This window comes from Streptomyces sp. NPDC127100 (assembly GCF_042724095.1).
Lineage (GTDB): Bacteria > Actinomycetota > Actinomycetes > Streptomycetales > Streptomycetaceae > Streptomyces.
On sequence record NZ_JBHXFL010000002.1, the window covers coordinates 162,498 to 180,919 of the forward strand.

Genomic DNA, 18,422 nt, shown 5'->3' on the forward strand with positions numbered 1-18,422 from the left:
TGCTCACGACCACCGCCCGCGGGGCCGGACGTCCCCGGACCCTAGATCGCCATCGACAGCAGGACCGGTGCCGCGCCCCGGTTCAGGGCGTCCGCGGCCTGCCGCAGCCGGTGCGCGTGCGCGACGGGCAGGGACAGGGCCAGGCAGCCCGCGGCGGAGCCCGCCGTCAGCGGGACGGCCGCGCAGACCGTGCCCAGCGCGTACTCCTGGAGGTCGAGGACGGGCACCGTGGGCGGCTGGGACTCCAGCCGGGACAGCAGCAGGCGATCGCTGGTGATCGTGCGCGAGGTCAGGCGGGCCATCCGGTGCCGGGCGAGGTGGTCGCGGCGGCCCGCGTGGTCGAGCTGGGTCAGCAGGCTCTTGCCGACCGCGGTGGCGTGCGCCGAGACGCGGAAGTCCACCCACTCGTTCACCCGGGGCGCGGCCGGGCTGTCGGCGTACTGGGTGACGCTGACCTCGCCGTCGACGTAGCGGCTGATGTAGACGGCGGCGCCCACCGAGTCGCGCAGCCGGTCCAGGGTGTGCTGGAGCTTGTCGCGCAGGGCCTCCTCGCGGCCCTGCGCGGAGCCCAGGCGGGCCAGGGCCGCGCCCGTGACGTAGGCCCCGTCGGCGGTCCGCTCGACGTAGCCCTCGCGGCGCAGCATGAGCAGGAGCGGGGTCAGCCGCTCCCGGCCGAGGCCGGTCCGGCGGGCCAGTTCGGTGTCGGTGATTCCGGTGCTGTGCCGCGTCACCGTCTCCAGGGCGCGCAGGGCGTCCTGGACCGAGTGGTGCGGCGCGGTCGGCTTGTGCTGCAGCGCCACGGTGGTCTCCCCCTGCGCTCGCTTCGTAGGCCCTGGTCCGGACAGCGGGTCACCTTCACGATAGCCGTCAATGAGCCGCGAGCGAGGGGGTGTTGGCCGGATTCCGGCGCTCCCGGCCGCGTCGTCGGCGATCGGCATATGCCGGTGGCGTGCCCCGGCGTCCCGACCTCGGACGCCGGGGCACGCCCGCCTCACAGCACCGCGCTGAGGAATTCCCGGGTCCGGTCGTGCTCCGGCTCGCTGAAGATCTTCTCCGGCGCGCCGGCCTCGATGACCCGCCCCGAGTCGAACATCAGGACCTGGTCCGATATGTCCCGGGCGAAGTTCATCTCGTGGGTCACGCAGAGCATGGTGATGTCGGTGCTGCGCGCGATGTCCCGCAGCAGGTCGAGGACGCCCGCGACCAGCTCGGGGTCCAGCGCGGAGGTCACCTCGTCCAGCAGCAGCACCTTGGGCCGCATCGCCAGCGCCCGCGCGATCGCCACCCGCTGCTGCTGTCCGCCGGAGAGCTGGGACGGGCGGGCGTCGCACTTGTCGGCCAGGCCCACCATGTCGAGCAGGCCCTTGGCCCGCTCCGCCGCCTCGTCCCGGGACATGCCGAGCACGGTGACCGGCGCCTCGGTGATGTTGCGCAGCACGCTCATGTTCGGGAACAGGTTGAACTGCTGGAACACCATCCCGATCTGCTTGCGCACCTCGCGGCGCTGCTTCTCGTTCGCCGGGAACAGCTGCTGCCCGTCGACGGTGATCGTGCCCTCGTCGGGCTTGAGCAGCGTCATCAGCAGCCGCAGGATCGTCGTCTTGCCCGACCCGGACGGGCCGATCAGGGTGACGTGCTTGCCGGCGTCGACGGAGAAGTCCAGGTGGTCGAGGACGGTGTTGTCCCCGAACCGCTTGGTGACCTGCTCCAGGCGGATCAGCTCGCCGGTGCTGCGCTCGGGGCTCTTCTCGGGATTGGGGAGGGTGTCAGTGGGCAAGGCGTCGCTCCAGGGCTCGCAGGGCAAGGGAGGCCAGGTAGGAGACGATGATGAAGGCCACGCCGATCACCGTCAGGGGCTCGGTGAACTGGAAGTTCTGCTGGGAGAACAGACGCGCCTCACCGAGCATCTCCAGCACCGTGATCGCCATGAGCAGCGGTGTGTCCTTCAGCATCGAGATCACGTAGTTGCCGAGGGCGGGCACCACCCGGCGGACGGCCTGCGGCAGGATCACCGCGGTCCACGTCCGGCCCAGCGGCAGGTTCAGCGCCGTGGCGGCCTCCCACTGGCCGACCGGCACGGCCTCGATGCCGGCCCGGTAGACCTGCATCGTGTAAGTCGAGTAGTGCAGGCCGATGCCGATCACGCCGGTGGTCAGCGCCGAGGCGGTCACGCCCCACTCGGGCAGCACGTAGAACAGGAAGAACAGCTGCACCAGCAGCGGGGTGTTGCGCACGAACTCCGTGACGACCCCGACCGGCCAGGTCACCCAGCGGGACGGCGTCCGCATCAGCAGCGCCCACACCAGGCCCAGGGCGAAGGAGATCAGCGAGCCGAGCACCAGGATCTGGAGGGTGACCAGCAGGCCGTCCCAGAAGTGCGGCATGAACTCGGAGACCGCGTTCCAGTCCCACTTCATCGGACACCCCCGATCTCGGCCGGCTCAGGGGTGACGGTGCTCCGCTCGGGCACCGCCTTCCCGACGCCCGCCTTCAGCTTCTTCTCCAGACCGCGCATCATCCGCGTGAGCAGGAACGCGATCACGAAGTAGATCAGCAGGACGTACGTGTAGATCTCCGCGCTCTCCTGAAGTGCCAGGCGCACCAGGTTGCCGCTGAACGCCAGGTCGCCCATGCCCATGATCGACACCAGGGCGGTGCCCTTGAGCAGCTCGACCAGCAGGTTGGAGAAGGGCGGGATCATCTCCGGCACCGCCTGCGGCAGCAGGATCAGCCGCATCCGCTGCCAGGGCGTGAAGCTGAGGGCGATGCCGCCCTCCCTCTGCGCCGGGTCGACCGCGCCGAGCGCGCCGCGCACGATCTCGGAGCCGTACGCCCCGTAGGTCAGGCCCAGCGCCAGCGTGCCCGCCCACATGGGCACCAGCTGCCAGCCGAAGGCCGGCGGCAGCACGAAGAACACCCAGAAGATCATCACCAGCGCGGAGGTGCCGCGGAACACCTCGGTGTAGAAGCCCGCGAGGAAGCGGACGATCCACAGCCGGTGGGTGCGCGCGACGCCGGCCGCGAAGGACACGGCCGTCGCCAGCAGGGCGCTGAAGAAGAGCAGCTGGACGGTGACCCAGACGCCCTGGAGTACGAGTTCCCACAGTCCGGATGTCATCCGCCGCACAGCTCCTTCGCGGTCAGATCGGTCATCTCGTCCTCGGTGAACCCGAACGGCTTGAGGATGCGCAGCAGTTCGCCGCTCTTCTTGAGCTTCTGGAGCTCGACGTTGAAGGCGTCCCGCAGATTGGTCTCGGTCGGCCGGAAGGCGAAGCCGCCGCCGTCGACGTGCGGCCTGCCGCCGACGACCGGCTTGAACGCCTCGGTCACCTCGGCCTTCGACGACTTCTTCACCACCTCGCGGGTGGTCAGCGCCGTGCCCGCGAAGACGTCCACGCGCCCGGCCTCGACGGCGTTCAGGCCGGCCACCTGGTCGGGGACGATGAGGATGTCGCCCTCCTTGTACCCGGCCTCGACGGCGTACTGGATCTCGGCGTACCCGGTGCCGGTGGCGAACTTGGCCTTCTTCTCCACCACGTCCTTGTAGTCGCGCAGGCCCAGGGGGTTCCCCTTGCGCACGATGAAGGAGTCGAGCATCTGGTAGTCGGGGTCGGAGAAGATGACCTGCTCGCAGCGGTCCGGGTTGATGTACATGCCGGCCGCCACGACGTCGAACTGCTGCGACGCCAGCCCCGGGATGAGGGAGCCGAACTCCGTCGGGACCGGCTGCACGCGGTCCACTCCGAGCCGCTTGAAGATGACCTTCGCCAGTTCCGGCGCCTCGCCGGTCAGCTCCCCGTTCCTGTCGATGTATCCGAAGGGGATCTCGCCCGCGATGCCGAGCCGGGCCACGCCCTGGGCCCTCAGCCGGTCGAGCAGGTCGCCGCCCTTCACGTTCGACGCGGTGGCGACCCGTGAGCAGCCCGCGGCCCCCAGTGCGCCGAGCGCCGCGGCCCCCGCGAGCAGCGATCGGCGAGTGGGCCCCGAACTCCCGGACCTTCGGACGGATATGCCCCATGGAGGGGTTCTGTGTGGTGGAGCCATGGGCGCGCAGCTACCCAAGGCCCTCGAGGTTATGCCGATCTTTTTTGGTCCGATATGGCGGCACGGCACCCCCGGCCGCCGCTCCCCGCCCGCCGCCGTGGCGGAGATGGCTGCGCGCTGCATCGAAGTCCCGCTGGTCAGGCGGGCGATCACGGACACGGCCCGGCAGCCCGGCGAGCGGGCCCCGGCGCCCCACCCGGGCGTCCGGAACACCCTCCCTCCGGTCGGCGACGCGCATCACGCCATATGCACCGGTAGCGGGACCCAAGCCCTCTTTCCGGCCTGTGCGGCGAACGAGTCACCGCCGGAGGATCCGGCACCCGCTGCCCGACGGCGACCGGTCGTCCGCCGCGCCGGCGGGCCGACCGCGCTCGCCTCGGAAGCCGCCTCCGTCAACACGTCCCCGTGTACGGCGCGTTGTCCGCCCGTCCCCCAGGGTGAGGCCGGGGCGCGCCACGGGCCTCTCCGGGCGCGGTGACCCCGGTGATCTCGGCCAACCCGGTGACGATGTGGGCGGCGCTGCGCCGACTGGGTACCCGTACCGCCAGGGACTCCGGACGTTCCCGGCACGGAACAGCGGCAGGAAGGGTGGACATGACAGCACTGGGATTCCTGTACCCGGGCCACTCCGGCGAGGACGACTACCCACGCATCGAGCAGCTCCTGGGCAGCGACATCCGAGTGGACCTGGTGCACACCGAACCCGGCGAGGACCCCCACGGCGGGGACGCCCTGCGCGAGATGGGCTCGCCGCAGCGGCTCGAGGCGGACACGGCGGAGCTGCGCCTGGCCGGCGCCGACGCCGTGGTGTGGGCCTCCACCCGCGGCAGCTTCGCGCACGGCTGGGAGGGCGCCCAGGAACAGGTGCGCTCCCTGGCCCGGACGGCGGGCCTGCCGGCCTCCTCGACCTCCTTCGCCTTCGTGCACGCGGCGAAGGAGCTCGGTCTGCGCAAGGTCGGCATCGGCGCGACGTACCCGGACGACGTGGCCCGGCTGTTCGCGGACTTCCTGCGCACTGCCGGTGTGGAGGCCGTCGCCGTGGTCGGCTCCGGGAACATGACGGCCGCGCAGACCGGCACCTGGACGGAGGACGAGGTGCTGGCGCTGGCCCGCTCCGCCGACCGCCCGGACGCGGAGGCGGTGCTCCTGCCGGACACGTCCCTGCACACGGCGGCACACGTCCCGCTCCTGGAGAAGGAGCTCGGCAAGCCGGTCCTCACGGCCAACCAGGTGACCGTCTGGGAGGGGCTGCGGCTGGCCGACCGGAGGGTGAACGCGCCGGAGCTCGGAGCGCTGTTCACGCGGGAGCCGGTGGTCCAGGTCTGAGCCGGGGGCGCCACCGGACCCGCCGCCGGGTTCCGTGGCGCTTTCCGTGGTCAGTACGGAGGCGCGGGCGCGCCGGCCGCGGGAAGCTGTGATCACAGCGGCCGGACCGGGTACGGCACACCGGCCGATCGTGAACCGCGACCACGGGAGTGACGATGAGCGCCACCGACGCCAGCACGTACGAGGGTTTCTCGGCCGACGAGCGGGCCGCGATGAAGGAGCACGCCCAGGAGCAGAAGAAGGCGGCGCGCCGCGGATCGCGCGCCGACAAGGCGGCGGAGGCCGAGCGGGACCTGCTCGCGAAGATCGCCGAGATGGGGGACTCCGACCGGATCATGGCCGAGCGCGTCCACGCCGTGGTCACGGCCGCCGCCCCCCACCTCGCGCCGAAGCTCTGGTACGGGATGCCCGCCTACGCGCTGGACGGCAAGGTCGTCTGCTTCTTCCAGAGCGCGGCGAAGTTCAAGGCCCGCTACGCCACGCTCGGCTTCAACGACCCGGCGAAGCTGGACGAGGGCGCGATGTGGCCGACCGCCTTCGCCCTGACCGAGGTGACGCCCGAGGTGGAGGAGCGGATCGCGGCCCTGGTGAAGCAGGCGGTGAGCTAGGGCCTGTCGTCTGGATCATGCCGGTGTCGCGGGGTGTGGCACGCACATCTGCCGCGTTGTCGTCGGTTGCCAGGGCTCCGCCCTGGCGCCCTCCTCCGCCTTGCAGCTGCACGCACCACACCCCGCTCGGGCCGGCCGGGGCGCGCCGTCCGTCACAGCCGGCCTGATCCAAACGACAGGCCCTAGGCCCCGTCGTCCGGACCGGCCCGGTCACCCGAGGGGCCGGGCCGCGAGCCCCAGGGCGGTGAGCGCGGCCTCGCCGGCGGCGGCGTGCTCGCCCCCGGCCAGCAGCAGGGTCCGCGCCGACTGGTAGGGGCAGCCGGCCGCGTCGAAGGCCGCCGCGGCCGCGAGCTGCGCCGGCAGGTCACCGTCGAGCAGGGCCCGGGCGCGGTCCACCTGCGCGGTGGCCACCGGGTTCCCGTCGACCGCCTTCCGCGCGGCCTCGACGCGGGACCGGGCCTCCGGGTGCCCGGCGAGCACCGCCGCCTCCGCCCGCAGGGCCACGTACCAGTGCAGCCAGATCCAGCACACCCACTTCCACACCTCGCCGGGGTCCGGCGCGACCCGCTCCAGTGCCGCGTCGGCGTCCCCGTGGTGGAGCAGGACCATGGCGTCCAGGACCGCGCCGTAGCCGAGGCGGTGCTGCTCGGGTGCCGTGTCCGCCCGGTCCACGACCGCCAGCCAGGCCGCCCGGTCGTCGTGCTCGCCGCGCAGGCCGTGCACCATGGCGACCGACGCGGCCCCGGCGCCCAGCGACAGCGACGGCCGGCGGCCGCTGTGCTCCCACGCGTCGAGGAACCGCACACTGCGGCCCAGCACCTCGTCGCCGTGCCCGGCGAACGCGTCCGCGGCCAGCAGCCAGGCCGTGGCGTGGTGCCCCGCCTCGGCCAGCAGCGGGTGGTCGGCGAGCTGCCCGCCCCAGCGCCGGGCGTCCGGCAGCGCCCCGACACCGAGGGCGGTGCCGGCGGCCATGGCGAGGGCGTCCATCGACTCGTGCGTACGGGCGGGAGTCGGCGCCGCGGCCGCGAGGACGTCCACCCGGCGCCGGGCGGCCGCCGCGCCGCCGAAGGCGTCACCGGCCCAGCTCCGGGCGCCGGACAGCGCGTCGAGGGCCGCGGACTCCGCCACCGCGTCGCCCGTGCGCCGGGCGAGCGCGACGGCCCGTTCGGCGCGTTCGACCGTGTCCGCGACGGTGTTCTCCGCGGCCCCCTGGAGCGCGCCGTAGGCGTCGCAGAGCACCGCCGCCTCGGCCAGCGCGACGGCCGCCTCGGCGCCCGGGGTGCCGTCGGACCGCTCCCGGGCCCCGGCGAGAAGGGCCGTCGCCTCCGCCGCGGTGGGGAGCCGGGCGAACAGGGTGGAGAAGCGGTACGCGACGGTGGCGGCCGCCGCCAGGTCGCGGCACGCGCCCGCACGGTCCCCGGCTTGGCGCGCGGCCTGGGCGGCGGCGCGGTGCAGCCGGTACATGTCGTCGCCGAGCCGGCGGCACCCGGCCACCGCGGCGGCCTGCCGCAGCGCCGCGGCACGGGCGGCGTCGTCGCCGGCGAGGGCGGCCGCCTGCTCGTACCGCTGCTGGGACTCGCCGAGCAGGGTGCGGGAGAGGGCGAGCCGGGCCAGCGACAGGGCGAGACGGTGGGCGTCCGCGCGCCGGCCCGGACGGTCGGCGGCCCAGGCGAGGGCGGCCCGGAAGTCGTCCGCCGCCGCGTCGAACCGGGCCCGCCAGTCCGGGCCCGACGTGTCCTCCAGGGCGGTCGCGGCGGCCAGGCACCAGGTGAGGTGGCGGGCGCGGACGTCGGCCGGCTCACCGGCGGCGGCGAGCCGCTCGGTCCCGTACTGGCGGATGGTCTCCAGCGCCTGGTACCGGGTGCCGGTCGCCGACGGCGTGACGGTGAGCAGACTCTGCTCGGCGAGCCTGCCGAGCCCGTCGACGACGGCGGCCGGGTCGAGCGGGACGTGTCCGGAACCGCCGGTGGCGGATCCGGCGGTCCCGGTGGCCTCCTCGGCGGTGTCCCCGACGCTCTCGGTGGCCTCCTCCGCCGGGCTCCCCGCGACCGCGGTGGCCGCCTCCGCGGTGAACGGCGCGACGAACACCGACACCCGGCGCAGCAGCGCCTGGTCCGCCGGGTCCAGCAGGCCGTGGGACCAGTCCAGCACCGCCCGCAGCGACCGGTGCCGGTCGTCGGCGCGGGACCCGCCGGTGAGGATCCGCAGCGGGTCCGCCAGACCGGCCGTCAGACCGTCCAGGCCGAGCGTGGACCAGCGGGCCGCCGCCAGCTCGATCGCCAGCGCGAGGCCGCCCAGCCGTTCGCAGACGGCCACGACCCCGTCGGCCGCCGCCGGGCCGGGCGGCTGTCCCACGGCGGCGGCCCGGTCCGTGAACAGCGCCACCGCCTCCGACGCGTCGCCTCCCTCCCGCGACAGCGGGGGGACCGGCAGGACCCGCTCGAACGGCACCATCAGCCGGGCCCGGCTCGTCACCAGCACCCGCAGCCCCGGACAGGCCGCGAGCAGCCGCTCCAGGAACGGCGCCACCCCGTCGCGCACCTGCTCGCAGTTGTCCAGCACCAGCAGGGCCCGATGGTCCGCGAGCGCGGCCAGCACCGCGTCGTCGATCCCGCGCCCGGGCTGCTCGCCCACGCCCACGGCCGCCGCGACCGCCGCGCCCACCCGGTCCGGCTCGCTGACCGGGACGAGGTCGGCGAACCACACCCCGTCCGCGAAGTCACCGGCCAGGTCCGCCGCCACCGCCAGCGCGAGCCGCGTCTTGCCCACCCCGCCCGGACCGGTCACGGTGACCAGCCGGTGCGCCGCCACCGCCCCGGCGAGTTCCGCGCGCTCCCGCGCCCGGCCGACGAACGCCGTCAGCGGCGCCGGCAGGGCGGGCGCGCTCCGGGACCGCTCGGCGCGGGCCGCCTCGGCCGCGTGCCGGGCGAGCGCCCGCCGGTCCGGCAGCCCCAACTTGCGCAGCAGCGAGGAGACGTGCGACTCGACGGTGCGTACGGAGAGGACCAGCCGGGCCGCCATCTCCGCGTTGCTGAGGTGTTCCCCGAGCAGCGCGAGCACTTCCGCTTCCCGCGCCGAAATCCCTGGACTGGTCACCGGCTCATTATCCGTGGCGCTTTCCGTGGCGGGCACGGAGGCGGTCCGTGCCCCCGCCGCGAGAGGCTCCGGTCACGGCGATCCGCCCCGCCGCGACCGGGCGGCCCCGAACCGCGACCGACAGGAGTGACCATGAGCGCCGAACCCCGCTCCCGCGCCCGGCGACGCGAGGACACCGAGCACCGGCTCACCCACGACGTCGACGTCTGGGTGGCCAGCGCCTCTCCCGACGGCGCCCCGTACCTCGTACCGCTGTCCTTCGACTGGGACGGCGAGGCGCTGCTGATGGCGACGCCGGCCGGCAGTCCCACCGGGCGGAACCTGGCCGCCACCGGCGTCGCCCGGCTGGCCCTCGGCCCCACCCGGGACGTCTCCGTGATCGACGGCGAGGTCGAGGTCCTGGACCTCGACGCGCTGCCGCCGGGGCGCGCCGACCGGTTCGCCGGGCGCACCGGCTTCGACCCGCGCGCGTCGGCCCTGCCGTACCGGTGGTTCCGCGTCGTCCCGCGCCGCATCCAGGCCTGGCGCGAGGAACCCGAACTGACCGGCCGTGAGCTGATGCGCGACGGCCGCTGGCTGGCCTGACGCCCCGTTGTCGGTGCCGGGTGACAGGATGCCCGGCATGACGACGGACGGTGACTTCGACTGGGCCCGCTTCCTGGGGCGTTGGCAGGAGGAATGGGTCCCGGACGAGCACGGCACCCGGAGGGACCGGCTCGGGGGACCGCCCGCCACGGAGGAGGCGGTGGCGGCGGCCGAGCGGCGGCTCGGCACCCGGCTGCCGCCCTCCTACCGGGGGTTCCTGGCCGCCGCCGACGGCTGGTGGGTGGACGCCACCGCGTCGGTGTACCGGCTGGGCGGCGTCGAGGACATCGACTGGTTCGGGGACCCGTACGGACTCACGGAGATCTACGAGGAGTCCCTGGACGAGAGGTCGGACGACCGGGAGAGACTGCTGGCCGGCATGTGGCGGCGGGCGCTGCGGCTGGAGACCGAGTCCGACATGTCGCACGCCCTGCTCGACCCCGGGGACACCGACGCGGACGGCGAATGGGCGCTGTACGTGTACCAGGGCTGGAGCGGCGACCTCCCGGACCGGTATCCGTCGTTCCGGGCCTACATGGAGGCGCGGTACCGGGCGTTCCACGCGGACCGGGCCGGCTCCGTGACCGGGTTCGAGAACGACACCACCCGCGCCCAGGACGCCAACGTCGAGCGGGCCAGGGAGGAGGCGCTGCGCGGACACCCGGAGACGGCCGCCGAACTGCTCACCGAGGCGCGGGCGTTCGGCCGTCCGGGAGCCGCGGCGCTGCTGCGGCAGCTCACGACCCGCCCGGCGGTCAACCTGCGCTTCGCCTTCGCCGGCCTGGTGACCGACCCCCGCTACACCGGCGAACTGCTGCCGGTGACGGCGGCCGCGCACGTCGAGGACAACCGGTACCGGGAGTCCCTGGGGACCCTCGCCCTCGGCTGCGAGACCGACGACCGGATGCGGGCGGCCGCGGACGACCTCGTCGACCGGATCGCCCGGGGCGTCCACCGGTACGAGCCCGGCGGGGCGTTCGGCCGGGCGGTGGCCGAGGCACGGGAGGCGGCCCGCTGGGGCGACGCGGACGGGGCGTGGCGGACGATCCGGGCGGCCGTGCCGTCCTGGTCGCCGTCGGGCCCGGACCTCGTCGCGCCGGTGGGTCTGACGGCCGACTCCGTACTGGGACGGGTCGTCACGCCGGAACGCTGGCGGGAACTGCTGTCCACGCCCCGCGCGGGCCGCGACGGCCCGGCACCGGAACCGGCGCCCGCCCTGGACCCGCCGGGACTGCGCTGGCTGGTGGACGACGCACGCGACCGGATACGGACCGGCTACCGGTGCCTGTGGGTGGAAGGCGTCGAGCCGGCCGCTCTGCCCGGCCTGATCGGCGAGCCGGGCTGCGCGGGGCTGAGCCCGCAGCCGGTGGACCCGCGGGAGCGCGTCTTCGGGGAGGCCGCCACGGGGGCGCGGGGCAGGGAACCCTGGGAGGACCGGGCGGTGCTGTCCGTGGGACGGACGGGGTCCGGCTGGGCGTTCGGCTTCGAGGAGGCCCCCTCGTACACGCCGGGCAACCAGTTCTTCCTCTCACCCGCCGCGGCGGCCTCGGCCGGAGGGCGGAGCGTGGTGCTCTGGGTCCAGCCCGCGCGGACGCACTCGGAGCGGGCCGTCCACCTGTCGGTGGCGGAACGGGGCCGGGAGCTGTACGCGTTCACGCTGCGGGGCACGGAGACCGAACGCGGCGGCGACGTCCCCGGGCCCCTCGACCCGGACCGGCTGTTCGAGGGGGCGGCGGGGGAGGACGGCGAACGGCGCCTGCTGGCCGCCCTGGAGAGCGAGTTCGCCCTGTCCCTGCCCCGCTTCGCCCTCACCGACGGCGTCCTGCACCGCTTCACCACCCGCTCGTGGACCCGGGCGCCCCGCGAGGGGGAGGGCTACGCCGTCTTCGGCTGGTCGCGCCTCGGGTGACGCCGCCGGCGGTCGTCAGGGTGCGGGGGCGAGAACCCGGGCTGGTCGAGCGGGTGCACATCAGCCAGTCCGGCGTGAGCGCCCGGATCCGCCTGCTGGAGCGGGAGCTCGGCGCCGAGCTGTTCGACCGGTCGTCCCGCGCCGTCGCATGCCGCCGGGCACCGGCCTGCGCGCCGTGTTCGACCAGGCGTGCGCCGGCCAGGGCCTCCAGCCGGCGATCGCGCTGCAGGCCAGTGCCGCGGACGCCGTCGCCGGCCTGGCCGCCCGCGGGCTCGGCGTCGCCGTCCTCAGCGCCTCGATGGCCGCGGCCCACCGCGACCGCCTCACCGCCCGCACCCTCGAGGACGTGCACACGCCGGGGGTACTGGCGCTGATCTGGGCGAGCTCCCCGGCCCGGCGGTGCGCGAGCTGCTCGCGCACTGCCGGTCGGCCTTCGGCGGCCCCCGCGACGTGCTCCGGGGTCCCGCCGGGGAATAACCGGAGGCTCCCTCCTGTTAAGCCGCGCAGCGACCCGCGCGAACGTCACATCCCACAGGAGGCACCCCAGCATGGCCGCAGACGCCGCAGAGGAGATCCGGGGCACCGCCCACGGCACCGCACCCGTCCCCCTGTCCGTACTGGACCTGGTGACCGTCGGCGCGGGCCGCACCGCCACCGACGCCCTGCGGACCAGCGTGGACATCGCCCGCCTCGCGGAGAGCCGGGGCTACCACCGGTACTGGGTCGCCGAGCACCACTCGATGCCGGGCGTGGCCTCCTCCTCGCCCGCCGTGATCCTCGCGCACCTCGCCGCCCACACCGGCCGCATCCGGCTCGGCTCGGGCGGTGTCATGCTGCCGAACCACGCGCCGCTGGTGATCGCCGAGCAGTTCGGCACGCTGGAGGCCATGGCGCCGGGACGCGTCGACCTCGGTCTCGGCCGGGCGCCCGGCACCGACGGGGCGACGGCCGCCGCCCTGCGCCGCACCGACCGGCTCAACGAGGGCGCCGACGACTTCCCGCAGCAGCTCGCCGAGCTGATCCGGTTCCTGGACGACGACTTCCCCGACGGGCACCCGTACCGCCGGATCCACGCCGTGCCGGGCCCCGTCCAGGCGACGTCCCCCGGCGGCGTCCAGTCCCCGCACCGCCCGCCGGTGTGGCTGCTGGGCTCGTCCGGCTTCAGCGCCCGGCTGGCCGGCACCCTGGGACTGCCCTTCGCCTTCGCGCACCACTTCTCCGCGCAGAACACCGTCCCGGCGCTGGACCTGTACCGCGAGTCCTTCCGCCCGTCGGCCGTGCTGGACGCGCCCTACGCCCTCATCGGCGTCGCCGCGCTCGCCACCGACGACGAGAAGGAGGCCCGCCGGCAGGTGCTGGCCGCCGCGCTGAACATGGTCCGGCTGCGCACCGGCCGCCCCGGGCTGGTGCCGACGCCGGAGGAGGCGGAGGCGTACGACTTCAGCCCGATGGAACGGGAGTTCGTGGCGTCCTGGAACGCCAACGTCATCCACGGCACCGCCGACGAGGTACGGGCCGGCCTGGACGACCTCCAGAAGCGCACCGGCGCCGACGAGCTGATGCTCACCGCCAACGCCCACGGCGGCGACGTGCGCCTGCGCTCCTACGAACTGATCGCCGACGCCTACGGTTTGCCCGCGCCGGCCTGAACCCCGGGCGTCCCGGAGGATCCCAGCAGCGCGGAGATGCGGTCCGGCGCCACCGGCCGGGAGTACAGCCAGCCCTGGCCGGTGTCGCAGCCGATGCGGCGCAGCCGGCTCGCCTGGTCGGACGTCTCCACGCACTCGGCGGTGACGGTCAGGCCGAGCCGGTGGGCGAGCTGGACCATCGCCTCGACGATGACCTCGTCGGCCGGGTTGGCCGCGGCGTCGGACGCCTCGCCGGCGCCGGCGACCCCGGTGTACTGGAAGCCGCGGACGAAGGCACCGTCCAGCTTCAGCACCGACACCGGCAGCCGGCTGAGGTAGGCCAGGTTCGAGTACCCGGTGCCGAAGTCGTCGATGGCGATGCGGACGCCCATGTCGCTCAGCGCCTTCAGCACCTGGAGCGGCCGGCCCGCCGAGCCCATCACGGCGGACTCCGTCAGCTCGAGCTGGAGCAGGTGCGGGGCGAGGCCGGTGTCCTCCAGGGTCGCCGCCACGTCCGCCACCAGGTCGGAGTCCCAGACCTGGCGGACCGCCACGTTGACGCTGACGAAGATGGGCGGCTCGTCCGGGTGGTCGAGCTGCCAGCGGCGGGCCTGCCGGCAGGCGGTGCGCAGGATCCAGCGGCCGAGCGGGACGATCGAGCCGTCCTCCTCGGCCAGCGCGATGAACCGATTCGGCGTCAGCACGCCGAACTGCGGGTGGTTCCAGCGGATGAGCGCCTCGACGCCCCGCACCCGGCCGTCGTCCATGCTCACCAGTGGCTGGTACTCGAGGGCGAACTCGCCCCGGTCGATGGCCGGGCGGAGCGTGGCGGCGAGGGCCTGGCGGGTCATGCGGCTGGCGTTGCGCTCGGGGTCGAACAGCGTCCAGCGGGCCCGGCCGTCGGCCTTGGCCCAGTACAGGGTCGTGTCGGCCGCCTGCATCAGGGCGGTGGGCGTCGTCCCGGCGGTGTGCCGCTCCACCACGCCGACCGACGCGGTGACCGACAGCCGGCGGCCGGACAGCTCGAACGGCTCCTGGAGGGCGGCCAGGACGGACTCGGCCAGGTCGGCGAGCTGGTCGGTGCCCGTGGAGTCCTCCACCAGCACCGCGAACTCGTCGCCGCCGAGCCGGGCCACCAGCGGCACCCCGGCCCGCGCGCCCGCCGCCTCCTCCGCGCAGCGCGTGAGCCGCTCGGCCACGGCGGCCAGCAGCCGATCGCCGACGCGGTGGCCGAGGGTGTCGTTGACGGCCTTGAAACCGTCCAGGTCGAGATAGCACAGGCCGACCCGGCCGGTGCCGCCGTTCTCGTACGACTCCGCCTCCAGCGCGGCCGTCAGCCGCTCGAAGAACAGGGCGCGGTTGGGCAGCCGGGTCACCGGGTCGTGCATCTGGAGGTGGCGCAGCCGGGCCTGGAGCTCGCGCCGGGCGCTGATGTCGGAGACGGAGAGCAGCAGGCCGGGCGTGTCCCCGGCCAGCGGGGCCACGGTGACCTGGGCCCACAGGGAGTGGCCGTCGGCCCCCTTCAGACGGCGGGTGCAGCGCAGCCGGGACTGCCGGCCGCACAGCACCTCGCGGTAGGCGTGCCAGGTGCCCGCGTCGGAGGCGAGGTCGACCAGGTCGGCCGCCGGGCGCCCGGCCAGCGCCGCGGGGTCGGTGCCGAGCAGGGTGCCCAGCGTGTCGTTGGCGCTGACGACCAGGCCCTCGGGGTCCACGACGGCCATCGCGAGCGGCGCGGCCGTGAACACCGAGCGGTAGGGCGGGGGTTCGGTACGTGCCGCCAGGTCGATGTCACTGTCCGTGACGGCCGACCGGTCGAGGTCTGCCGCGGGCGTCGGCCCTTCGGAGGTTCCGCTCACCGCTTGCTCCCGCAGCCTCGATCTCGGTCCGTCTGTGTCCGTGCAGGAAAGTGTGCCGATCATAGAGGCTGGCTCCGGGCCCTTCCAGCCGTCGATCCGGGGTCCGGACCGAGTCGGCCCTCCGGCTGATCGTTTCCGCCCACGTCTGAACAGCTCCGTTACGCCTCCGACCAGTCGTGACATTGCGTGAGTGGGCCGGGGGTGTCGGCTCCGGCACGTTCCGGCGGAATCTCCAGCGGCTCACCCGTCCGGTGCAGGCGAACAGGGCGCAGTACGACAAACATGCACAAGCTGGGTGCGGTGTCCCGTGAACCGCACCCGGAGGTCCCTGTGCCGCGCCAGCTTCCCCTGAGGCGACTTCCCCGCGAGGCCCTCAAGGGCCTCGGCGCGGGCCGCCGCGCGACGGGGACGGCCCGACCCAGACTGCGCAGCACGACCGCGGTGTGCACCACCATGTCGGCGCTCGCCGCGACCTCCCTGATCAGTGCCCCGTCGGTCGCCGAGCCCTTCTCCCCGGAGCCCTGCGCGCTCCGGCGCACCGCGGCCCACCACTCCGAGGGCCTGGACAGCTGGAACGCCGCCTACCCCCGCCCGGCCCGCGCCCTGGACGCGGTGATGGTGTTCCTGTCTTTCCCGGACTCCCAGCCGCTGACCGCACCGGCCGAACTGGCCGCCGACCACTTCCCGGCCACCACGCGCTTCTTCCGGCGCGCCTCCTACGGCGCGTTCACGCTCCGCCCGCACCCCCTGCGGGACTGGGTCCCCATGCCGAAGCCGTCGACGGCGTACGACATACGGCGCGACTGGAGCCCGGGGCACCGGGCGGCCTACCTGCGCGACGCGCTCGCCGCCGCCGACCCGCACGTGGACTTCTCCCGCTACGACATCGTGTACTTCGTCGCCGACCCGGACGCTCCCGGCGTCGACTCCGACGCCACGAAGGTCGTCAACCTGGACTCCCCGATGCGAGCCGACGGGACCGACGTCCGGCGGGTCGTCACGGTGTTCGAGAACCATCCGCCGGACCGGCTGGTGCTGGCCCACGAGACCGGGCACGTCTTCGACCTGCCCGACCTGTACCACCGGCCCGCCGACGGCAAGGGCGACTGGGACACGTACGTCGGCGACTGGGACCTGATGGGCAGCCAGTTCGGGCTGGCCCCCGACCTGTTCGGCTGGCACAAGTGGAAGCTGGGCTGGCTGCGGCCCCGGCAGGTGGCGTGCGTGCGCGGCAGCGGACCGACCCGCCTGACCCTGGAGCCGCTCGGCGCGGGCCCCGGCGTGGAGGTGACGGGGGCCGCCGGGGCCCCGGCGTTCGGCCTCGGGCGGGGCACCAAGCTGGCCGTGGTCCGCACCGGGGCCGACAGCGCGCTCGCCTTCGAGGCGCGGGGCCCGCTGGGCAACGACGCCGCCGCCTGCCGCGCGGGCGTACTGGTGTACCGGGTGCGCGGCGGGGCGGAGTCCGGGGGCGGGCCGGTCGAGGTGATCGACGCCCATCCGCACACGGAGGCCTGCTGGGAGGACTCGGTCTACCCGCCCCTCGCGGACGCCCCGGTGGGTCTCGGCGAGAGCTTCACGGTGCCGGGCGACGGCGTACGGGTCGAGGTCGAGGGCCGCACGGTGTCGGGGGCCTGGACGGTGAAGATCACGCCCGGCTAGTCCGGGGGCCGCGCGGGGACGACGGGGCGCGCGGGCACGGAGGGGTGCGCGGGCACGAAATGCGGAAGGCCCCTCGCTTTCACGAGGGGCCTTCCGGTGTCGGTGCGCCGCCAGGGACTCGAACCCCGGACCCGCTGATTAAGAGTCAGCTGCTCTAACCAACTGAGCTAGCGGCGCCTGCTGACGTCGTAGACCTTAGCATCAGGGTCGGCGGGAGGAAAAATCGAAATCCGCACCGCGGCCCGGGCGGCCCGGACGGCCGCCCAGAGCAGGATCTCCGGCCCCGGCAGCCACGGCCTGCGGGTGTCGGGAGCCACCAGCCAGCGGGAACCGGAACGGGGGGACGCGCCGGTGAGCGCCGGGACGGTCACCGCGTCGCCGGCGCCGTGGCACAGCAGCGACGGCACGGCGACGGTACGGCCGTCCTGCCGGCCGCGCGCGCTCCACTCCTCCCACTCCAGCAGCGAGGGCAGCCGCTGGGCGGTGCCCGGGGCGGCGAAGAGCAGGGTCCGGCCCCGGAACTCGGCCACGGGTCCCGATCCCGGGCCCTCCTCCCACATCCTGTCCAGCATCCGGCGCCCGAAGACCGCGGGGACGCTCACCACGTCGAAGGCCGAACCGCAGGGCAGGACCACCGGAGCGTCCGGCCGCTCCTCCCACAGGGACAGGGTGCTGCGCGGGTAGGCACCCGCCGAGGCCAGCCAGGCGGCGCCGTCCGTGGTGACGTCCGAGACATTCCGAGTGCTGCTCATGCCCCTACGTCTACCGGGCGTGATGGTGCGGCTTCGCTGGGTTGCGGAAAACCGGGACAGGGCATGGAGGGAACGGGTATCTTGCCCGTCTGGCATATGCGTCCGGCCTGGTCGAACAGGCGGACGGGTGCCGGCGGTGCGGTCAGACGGGGTCGACGTGCCCCGCGCCGGCGCCCTCGGCGCCGCGCAGCAGGTCCCGGCCGAACTCCACCATCTTCTTGGCGTAGTCCTCGGTCCACTCGGCCCGGTCGGCGATGTCGGCGGCCGTCAGCCGGTCGAACTTCCGCGGGTCCGCCAGCTGCGCCGCCGCCATCGCCTGGAACTCCACCGCCCGGTCCGCCGCCGCCCGGAACGCCTGCGTCAGCTCCGTCGCACGCTCCAGCAGCGCCCGGGGGTCGTCGATCGACTCGAGGTCGAAGAAGTGCTCCGGATCGGCGGCCGCCGCCGCGGGCTCGAAGAGCAGGGGCGCGGGGCGCAGCCGCGGTTGGTTCCGACCCGGCGTGGGCTCCGCCATGTCTTCTCCTTCTCGTACGTCACGAACGACCCTCCCCGCGTACGGGGTCACCCTCGGTGGAATGGGCCACCGTCCATTGTCCCGCGCCCGTGCAAGTGGGCCTCGGCCCCGCCGAGGAGCGGTCGGTCAGGGCCGGTGGGGGAGGCGGTGTTCCGCGAGGTGGGCGAGGACCGCGTGGTTGGCCTCCCACCCGTCCGGGCTGTGTCCGTCGGCCGCCTGCGGCGGCGTACCGGACTCCGTCCGGCGGGTCGGGTCGGTCAGGGCCGGTGGGGGACGCGGTGTTCCGCGAGGTGGGCGAGGACCGCGTGGTTGGCCTCCCACCCGTCCGGGCTGTGTCCGTCGGCCGCCTCCGGCGGCGTACCGGACTCCGTCCGGCGGGTCGGGTCGGTCAGGGCCGGTGGGGGACGCGGTGTTCCGCGAGGTGGGCGAGGACCGCGTGGTTGGC

General features: G+C 74.5%; 15 protein-coding genes, 1 tRNA gene and 1 pseudogene. 7 read left to right on the plus strand and 10 right to left on the minus strand.

Going from position 1 to position 18,422, the window contains the following annotated elements:
* Positions 1-41: 41 nt before the first annotated feature.
* The 5 genes from ACFWJB_RS03600 to ehuB all read right to left on the minus strand — a co-directional run bounded on the left by ACFWJB_RS03600 (position 42) and on the right by ehuB (position 4,044).
* A complete protein-coding gene (locus ACFWJB_RS03600) occupies positions 42-800 on the minus strand; it encodes an IclR family transcriptional regulator (protein ID WP_385464724.1) in 759 nt (252 codons plus the stop codon).
* A gap of 191 nt (positions 801-991) precedes the next feature.
* The gene (gene ehuA, locus ACFWJB_RS03605) at positions 992-1,777 is read right to left on the minus strand and encodes an ectoine/hydroxyectoine ABC transporter ATP-binding protein EhuA (protein WP_386920036.1); all 786 of its coding nucleotides are present in this window, start codon (positions 1,775-1,777) and stop codon (positions 992-994) included.
* Positions 1,767-2,417, minus strand: coding sequence for an ectoine/hydroxyectoine ABC transporter permease subunit EhuD (ehuD, locus tag ACFWJB_RS03610; protein ID WP_385464718.1), 651 nt, complete (start codon positions 2,415-2,417; stop codon positions 1,767-1,769). Before ehuD ends, ehuA begins: the two co-directional genes overlap by 11 nt.
* Positions 2,414-3,118: an ectoine/hydroxyectoine ABC transporter permease subunit EhuC gene (gene ehuC / locus ACFWJB_RS03615; RefSeq protein WP_386920039.1), complete on the minus strand. Its 705-nt coding sequence runs from the start codon at positions 3,116-3,118 to the stop codon at positions 2,414-2,416. Before ehuC ends, ehuD begins: the two co-directional genes overlap by 4 nt.
* Complete coding sequence (gene ehuB, locus ACFWJB_RS03620) at positions 3,115-4,044, minus strand: ectoine/hydroxyectoine ABC transporter substrate-binding protein EhuB (RefSeq protein WP_385464712.1); 930 nt, start codon at positions 4,042-4,044, stop codon at positions 3,115-3,117. The genes ehuC and ehuB overlap by 4 nt, the downstream gene beginning before the upstream one ends.
* A gap of 594 nt (positions 4,045-4,638) precedes the next feature.
* Here ehuB and ACFWJB_RS03625 point away from each other — a divergent pair.
* On the plus strand, positions 4,639-5,370 hold the full coding sequence (locus ACFWJB_RS03625; RefSeq protein ID WP_385464709.1) for a decarboxylase: 732 nt from the start codon (positions 4,639-4,641) through the stop codon (positions 5,368-5,370).
* 155 nt (positions 5,371-5,525) lie between these two features.
* Positions 5,526-5,978 carry an iron chaperone gene (locus ACFWJB_RS03630; RefSeq protein WP_385464705.1) on the plus strand — a complete coding sequence of 151 codons (453 nt, stop codon included), beginning with the start codon at positions 5,526-5,528 and terminating at the stop codon, positions 5,976-5,978.
* A gap of 210 nt (positions 5,979-6,188) precedes the next feature.
* Here the strand turns inward: ACFWJB_RS03630 and ACFWJB_RS03635 are convergent, their stop codons facing one another.
* Positions 6,189-9,074: an ATP-binding protein gene (locus ACFWJB_RS03635; RefSeq protein WP_386920042.1), complete on the minus strand. Its 2,886-nt coding sequence runs from the start codon at positions 9,072-9,074 to the stop codon at positions 6,189-6,191.
* A gap of 132 nt (positions 9,075-9,206) precedes the next feature.
* Here ACFWJB_RS03635 and ACFWJB_RS03640 point away from each other — a divergent pair, with 132 nt between their 5' ends.
* The 4 genes and pseudogenes from ACFWJB_RS03640 to ACFWJB_RS03655 all read left to right on the plus strand — a co-directional run bounded on the left by ACFWJB_RS03640 (position 9,207) and on the right by ACFWJB_RS03655 (position 13,217).
* Positions 9,207-9,659 carry a pyridoxamine 5'-phosphate oxidase family protein gene (locus ACFWJB_RS03640; protein WP_385467462.1) on the plus strand — a complete coding sequence of 151 codons (453 nt, stop codon included), beginning with the start codon at positions 9,207-9,209 and terminating at the stop codon, positions 9,657-9,659.
* Between the two features lie 37 nt (positions 9,660-9,696).
* Positions 9,697-11,568, plus strand: coding sequence for an SMI1/KNR4 family protein (locus tag ACFWJB_RS03645; protein ID WP_386920045.1), 1,872 nt, complete (start codon positions 9,697-9,699; stop codon positions 11,566-11,568).
* A gap of 91 nt (positions 11,569-11,659) precedes the next feature.
* Positions 11,660-12,045, plus strand: a pseudogene (locus ACFWJB_RS03650) (LysR substrate-binding domain-containing protein); the annotation flags it as partial.
* 71 nt (positions 12,046-12,116) lie between these two features.
* Positions 12,117-13,217 carry an LLM class flavin-dependent oxidoreductase gene (locus ACFWJB_RS03655; protein ID WP_385467471.1) on the plus strand — a complete coding sequence of 367 codons (1,101 nt, stop codon included), beginning with the start codon at positions 12,117-12,119 and terminating at the stop codon, positions 13,215-13,217.
* On the opposite strand, the gene ACFWJB_RS03660 is transcribed toward ACFWJB_RS03655, so the two are convergent.
* The gene (locus ACFWJB_RS03660) at positions 13,193-15,052 is read right to left on the minus strand and encodes a putative bifunctional diguanylate cyclase/phosphodiesterase (protein ID WP_386920047.1); all 1,860 of its coding nucleotides are present in this window, start codon (positions 15,050-15,052) and stop codon (positions 13,193-13,195) included. The two genes, ACFWJB_RS03655 and ACFWJB_RS03660, sit on opposite strands and share 25 nt — an antisense overlap.
* A gap of 282 nt (positions 15,053-15,334) precedes the next feature.
* On the opposite strand from ACFWJB_RS03660, the gene ACFWJB_RS03665 reads away from it, so the two are divergent.
* Positions 15,335-16,711: a M6 family metalloprotease domain-containing protein gene (locus tag ACFWJB_RS03665; RefSeq protein ID WP_385467477.1), complete on the plus strand. Its 1,377-nt coding sequence runs from the start codon at positions 15,335-15,337 to the stop codon at positions 16,709-16,711.
* A 103-nt stretch (positions 16,712-16,814) separates the two neighbouring features.
* Here the strand turns inward: ACFWJB_RS03665 and ACFWJB_RS03670 are convergent.
* The 3 genes from ACFWJB_RS03670 to ACFWJB_RS03680 form a co-directional block, all read right to left on the minus strand.
* A tRNA-Lys gene (locus ACFWJB_RS03670) sits at positions 16,815-16,888 on the minus strand.
* Positions 16,879-17,463 carry a bifunctional DNA primase/polymerase gene (locus tag ACFWJB_RS03675; protein WP_385467480.1) on the minus strand — a complete coding sequence of 195 codons (585 nt, stop codon included), beginning with the start codon at positions 17,461-17,463 and terminating at the stop codon, positions 16,879-16,881. Before ACFWJB_RS03675 ends, ACFWJB_RS03670 begins: the two co-directional genes overlap by 10 nt.
* Before the next feature lie 142 nt (positions 17,464-17,605).
* The gene (locus ACFWJB_RS03680) at positions 17,606-17,977 is read right to left on the minus strand and encodes a hypothetical protein (RefSeq protein ID WP_385467483.1); all 372 of its coding nucleotides are present in this window, start codon (positions 17,975-17,977) and stop codon (positions 17,606-17,608) included.
* Between the last annotated feature and the right edge of the window lie 445 nt (positions 17,978-18,422).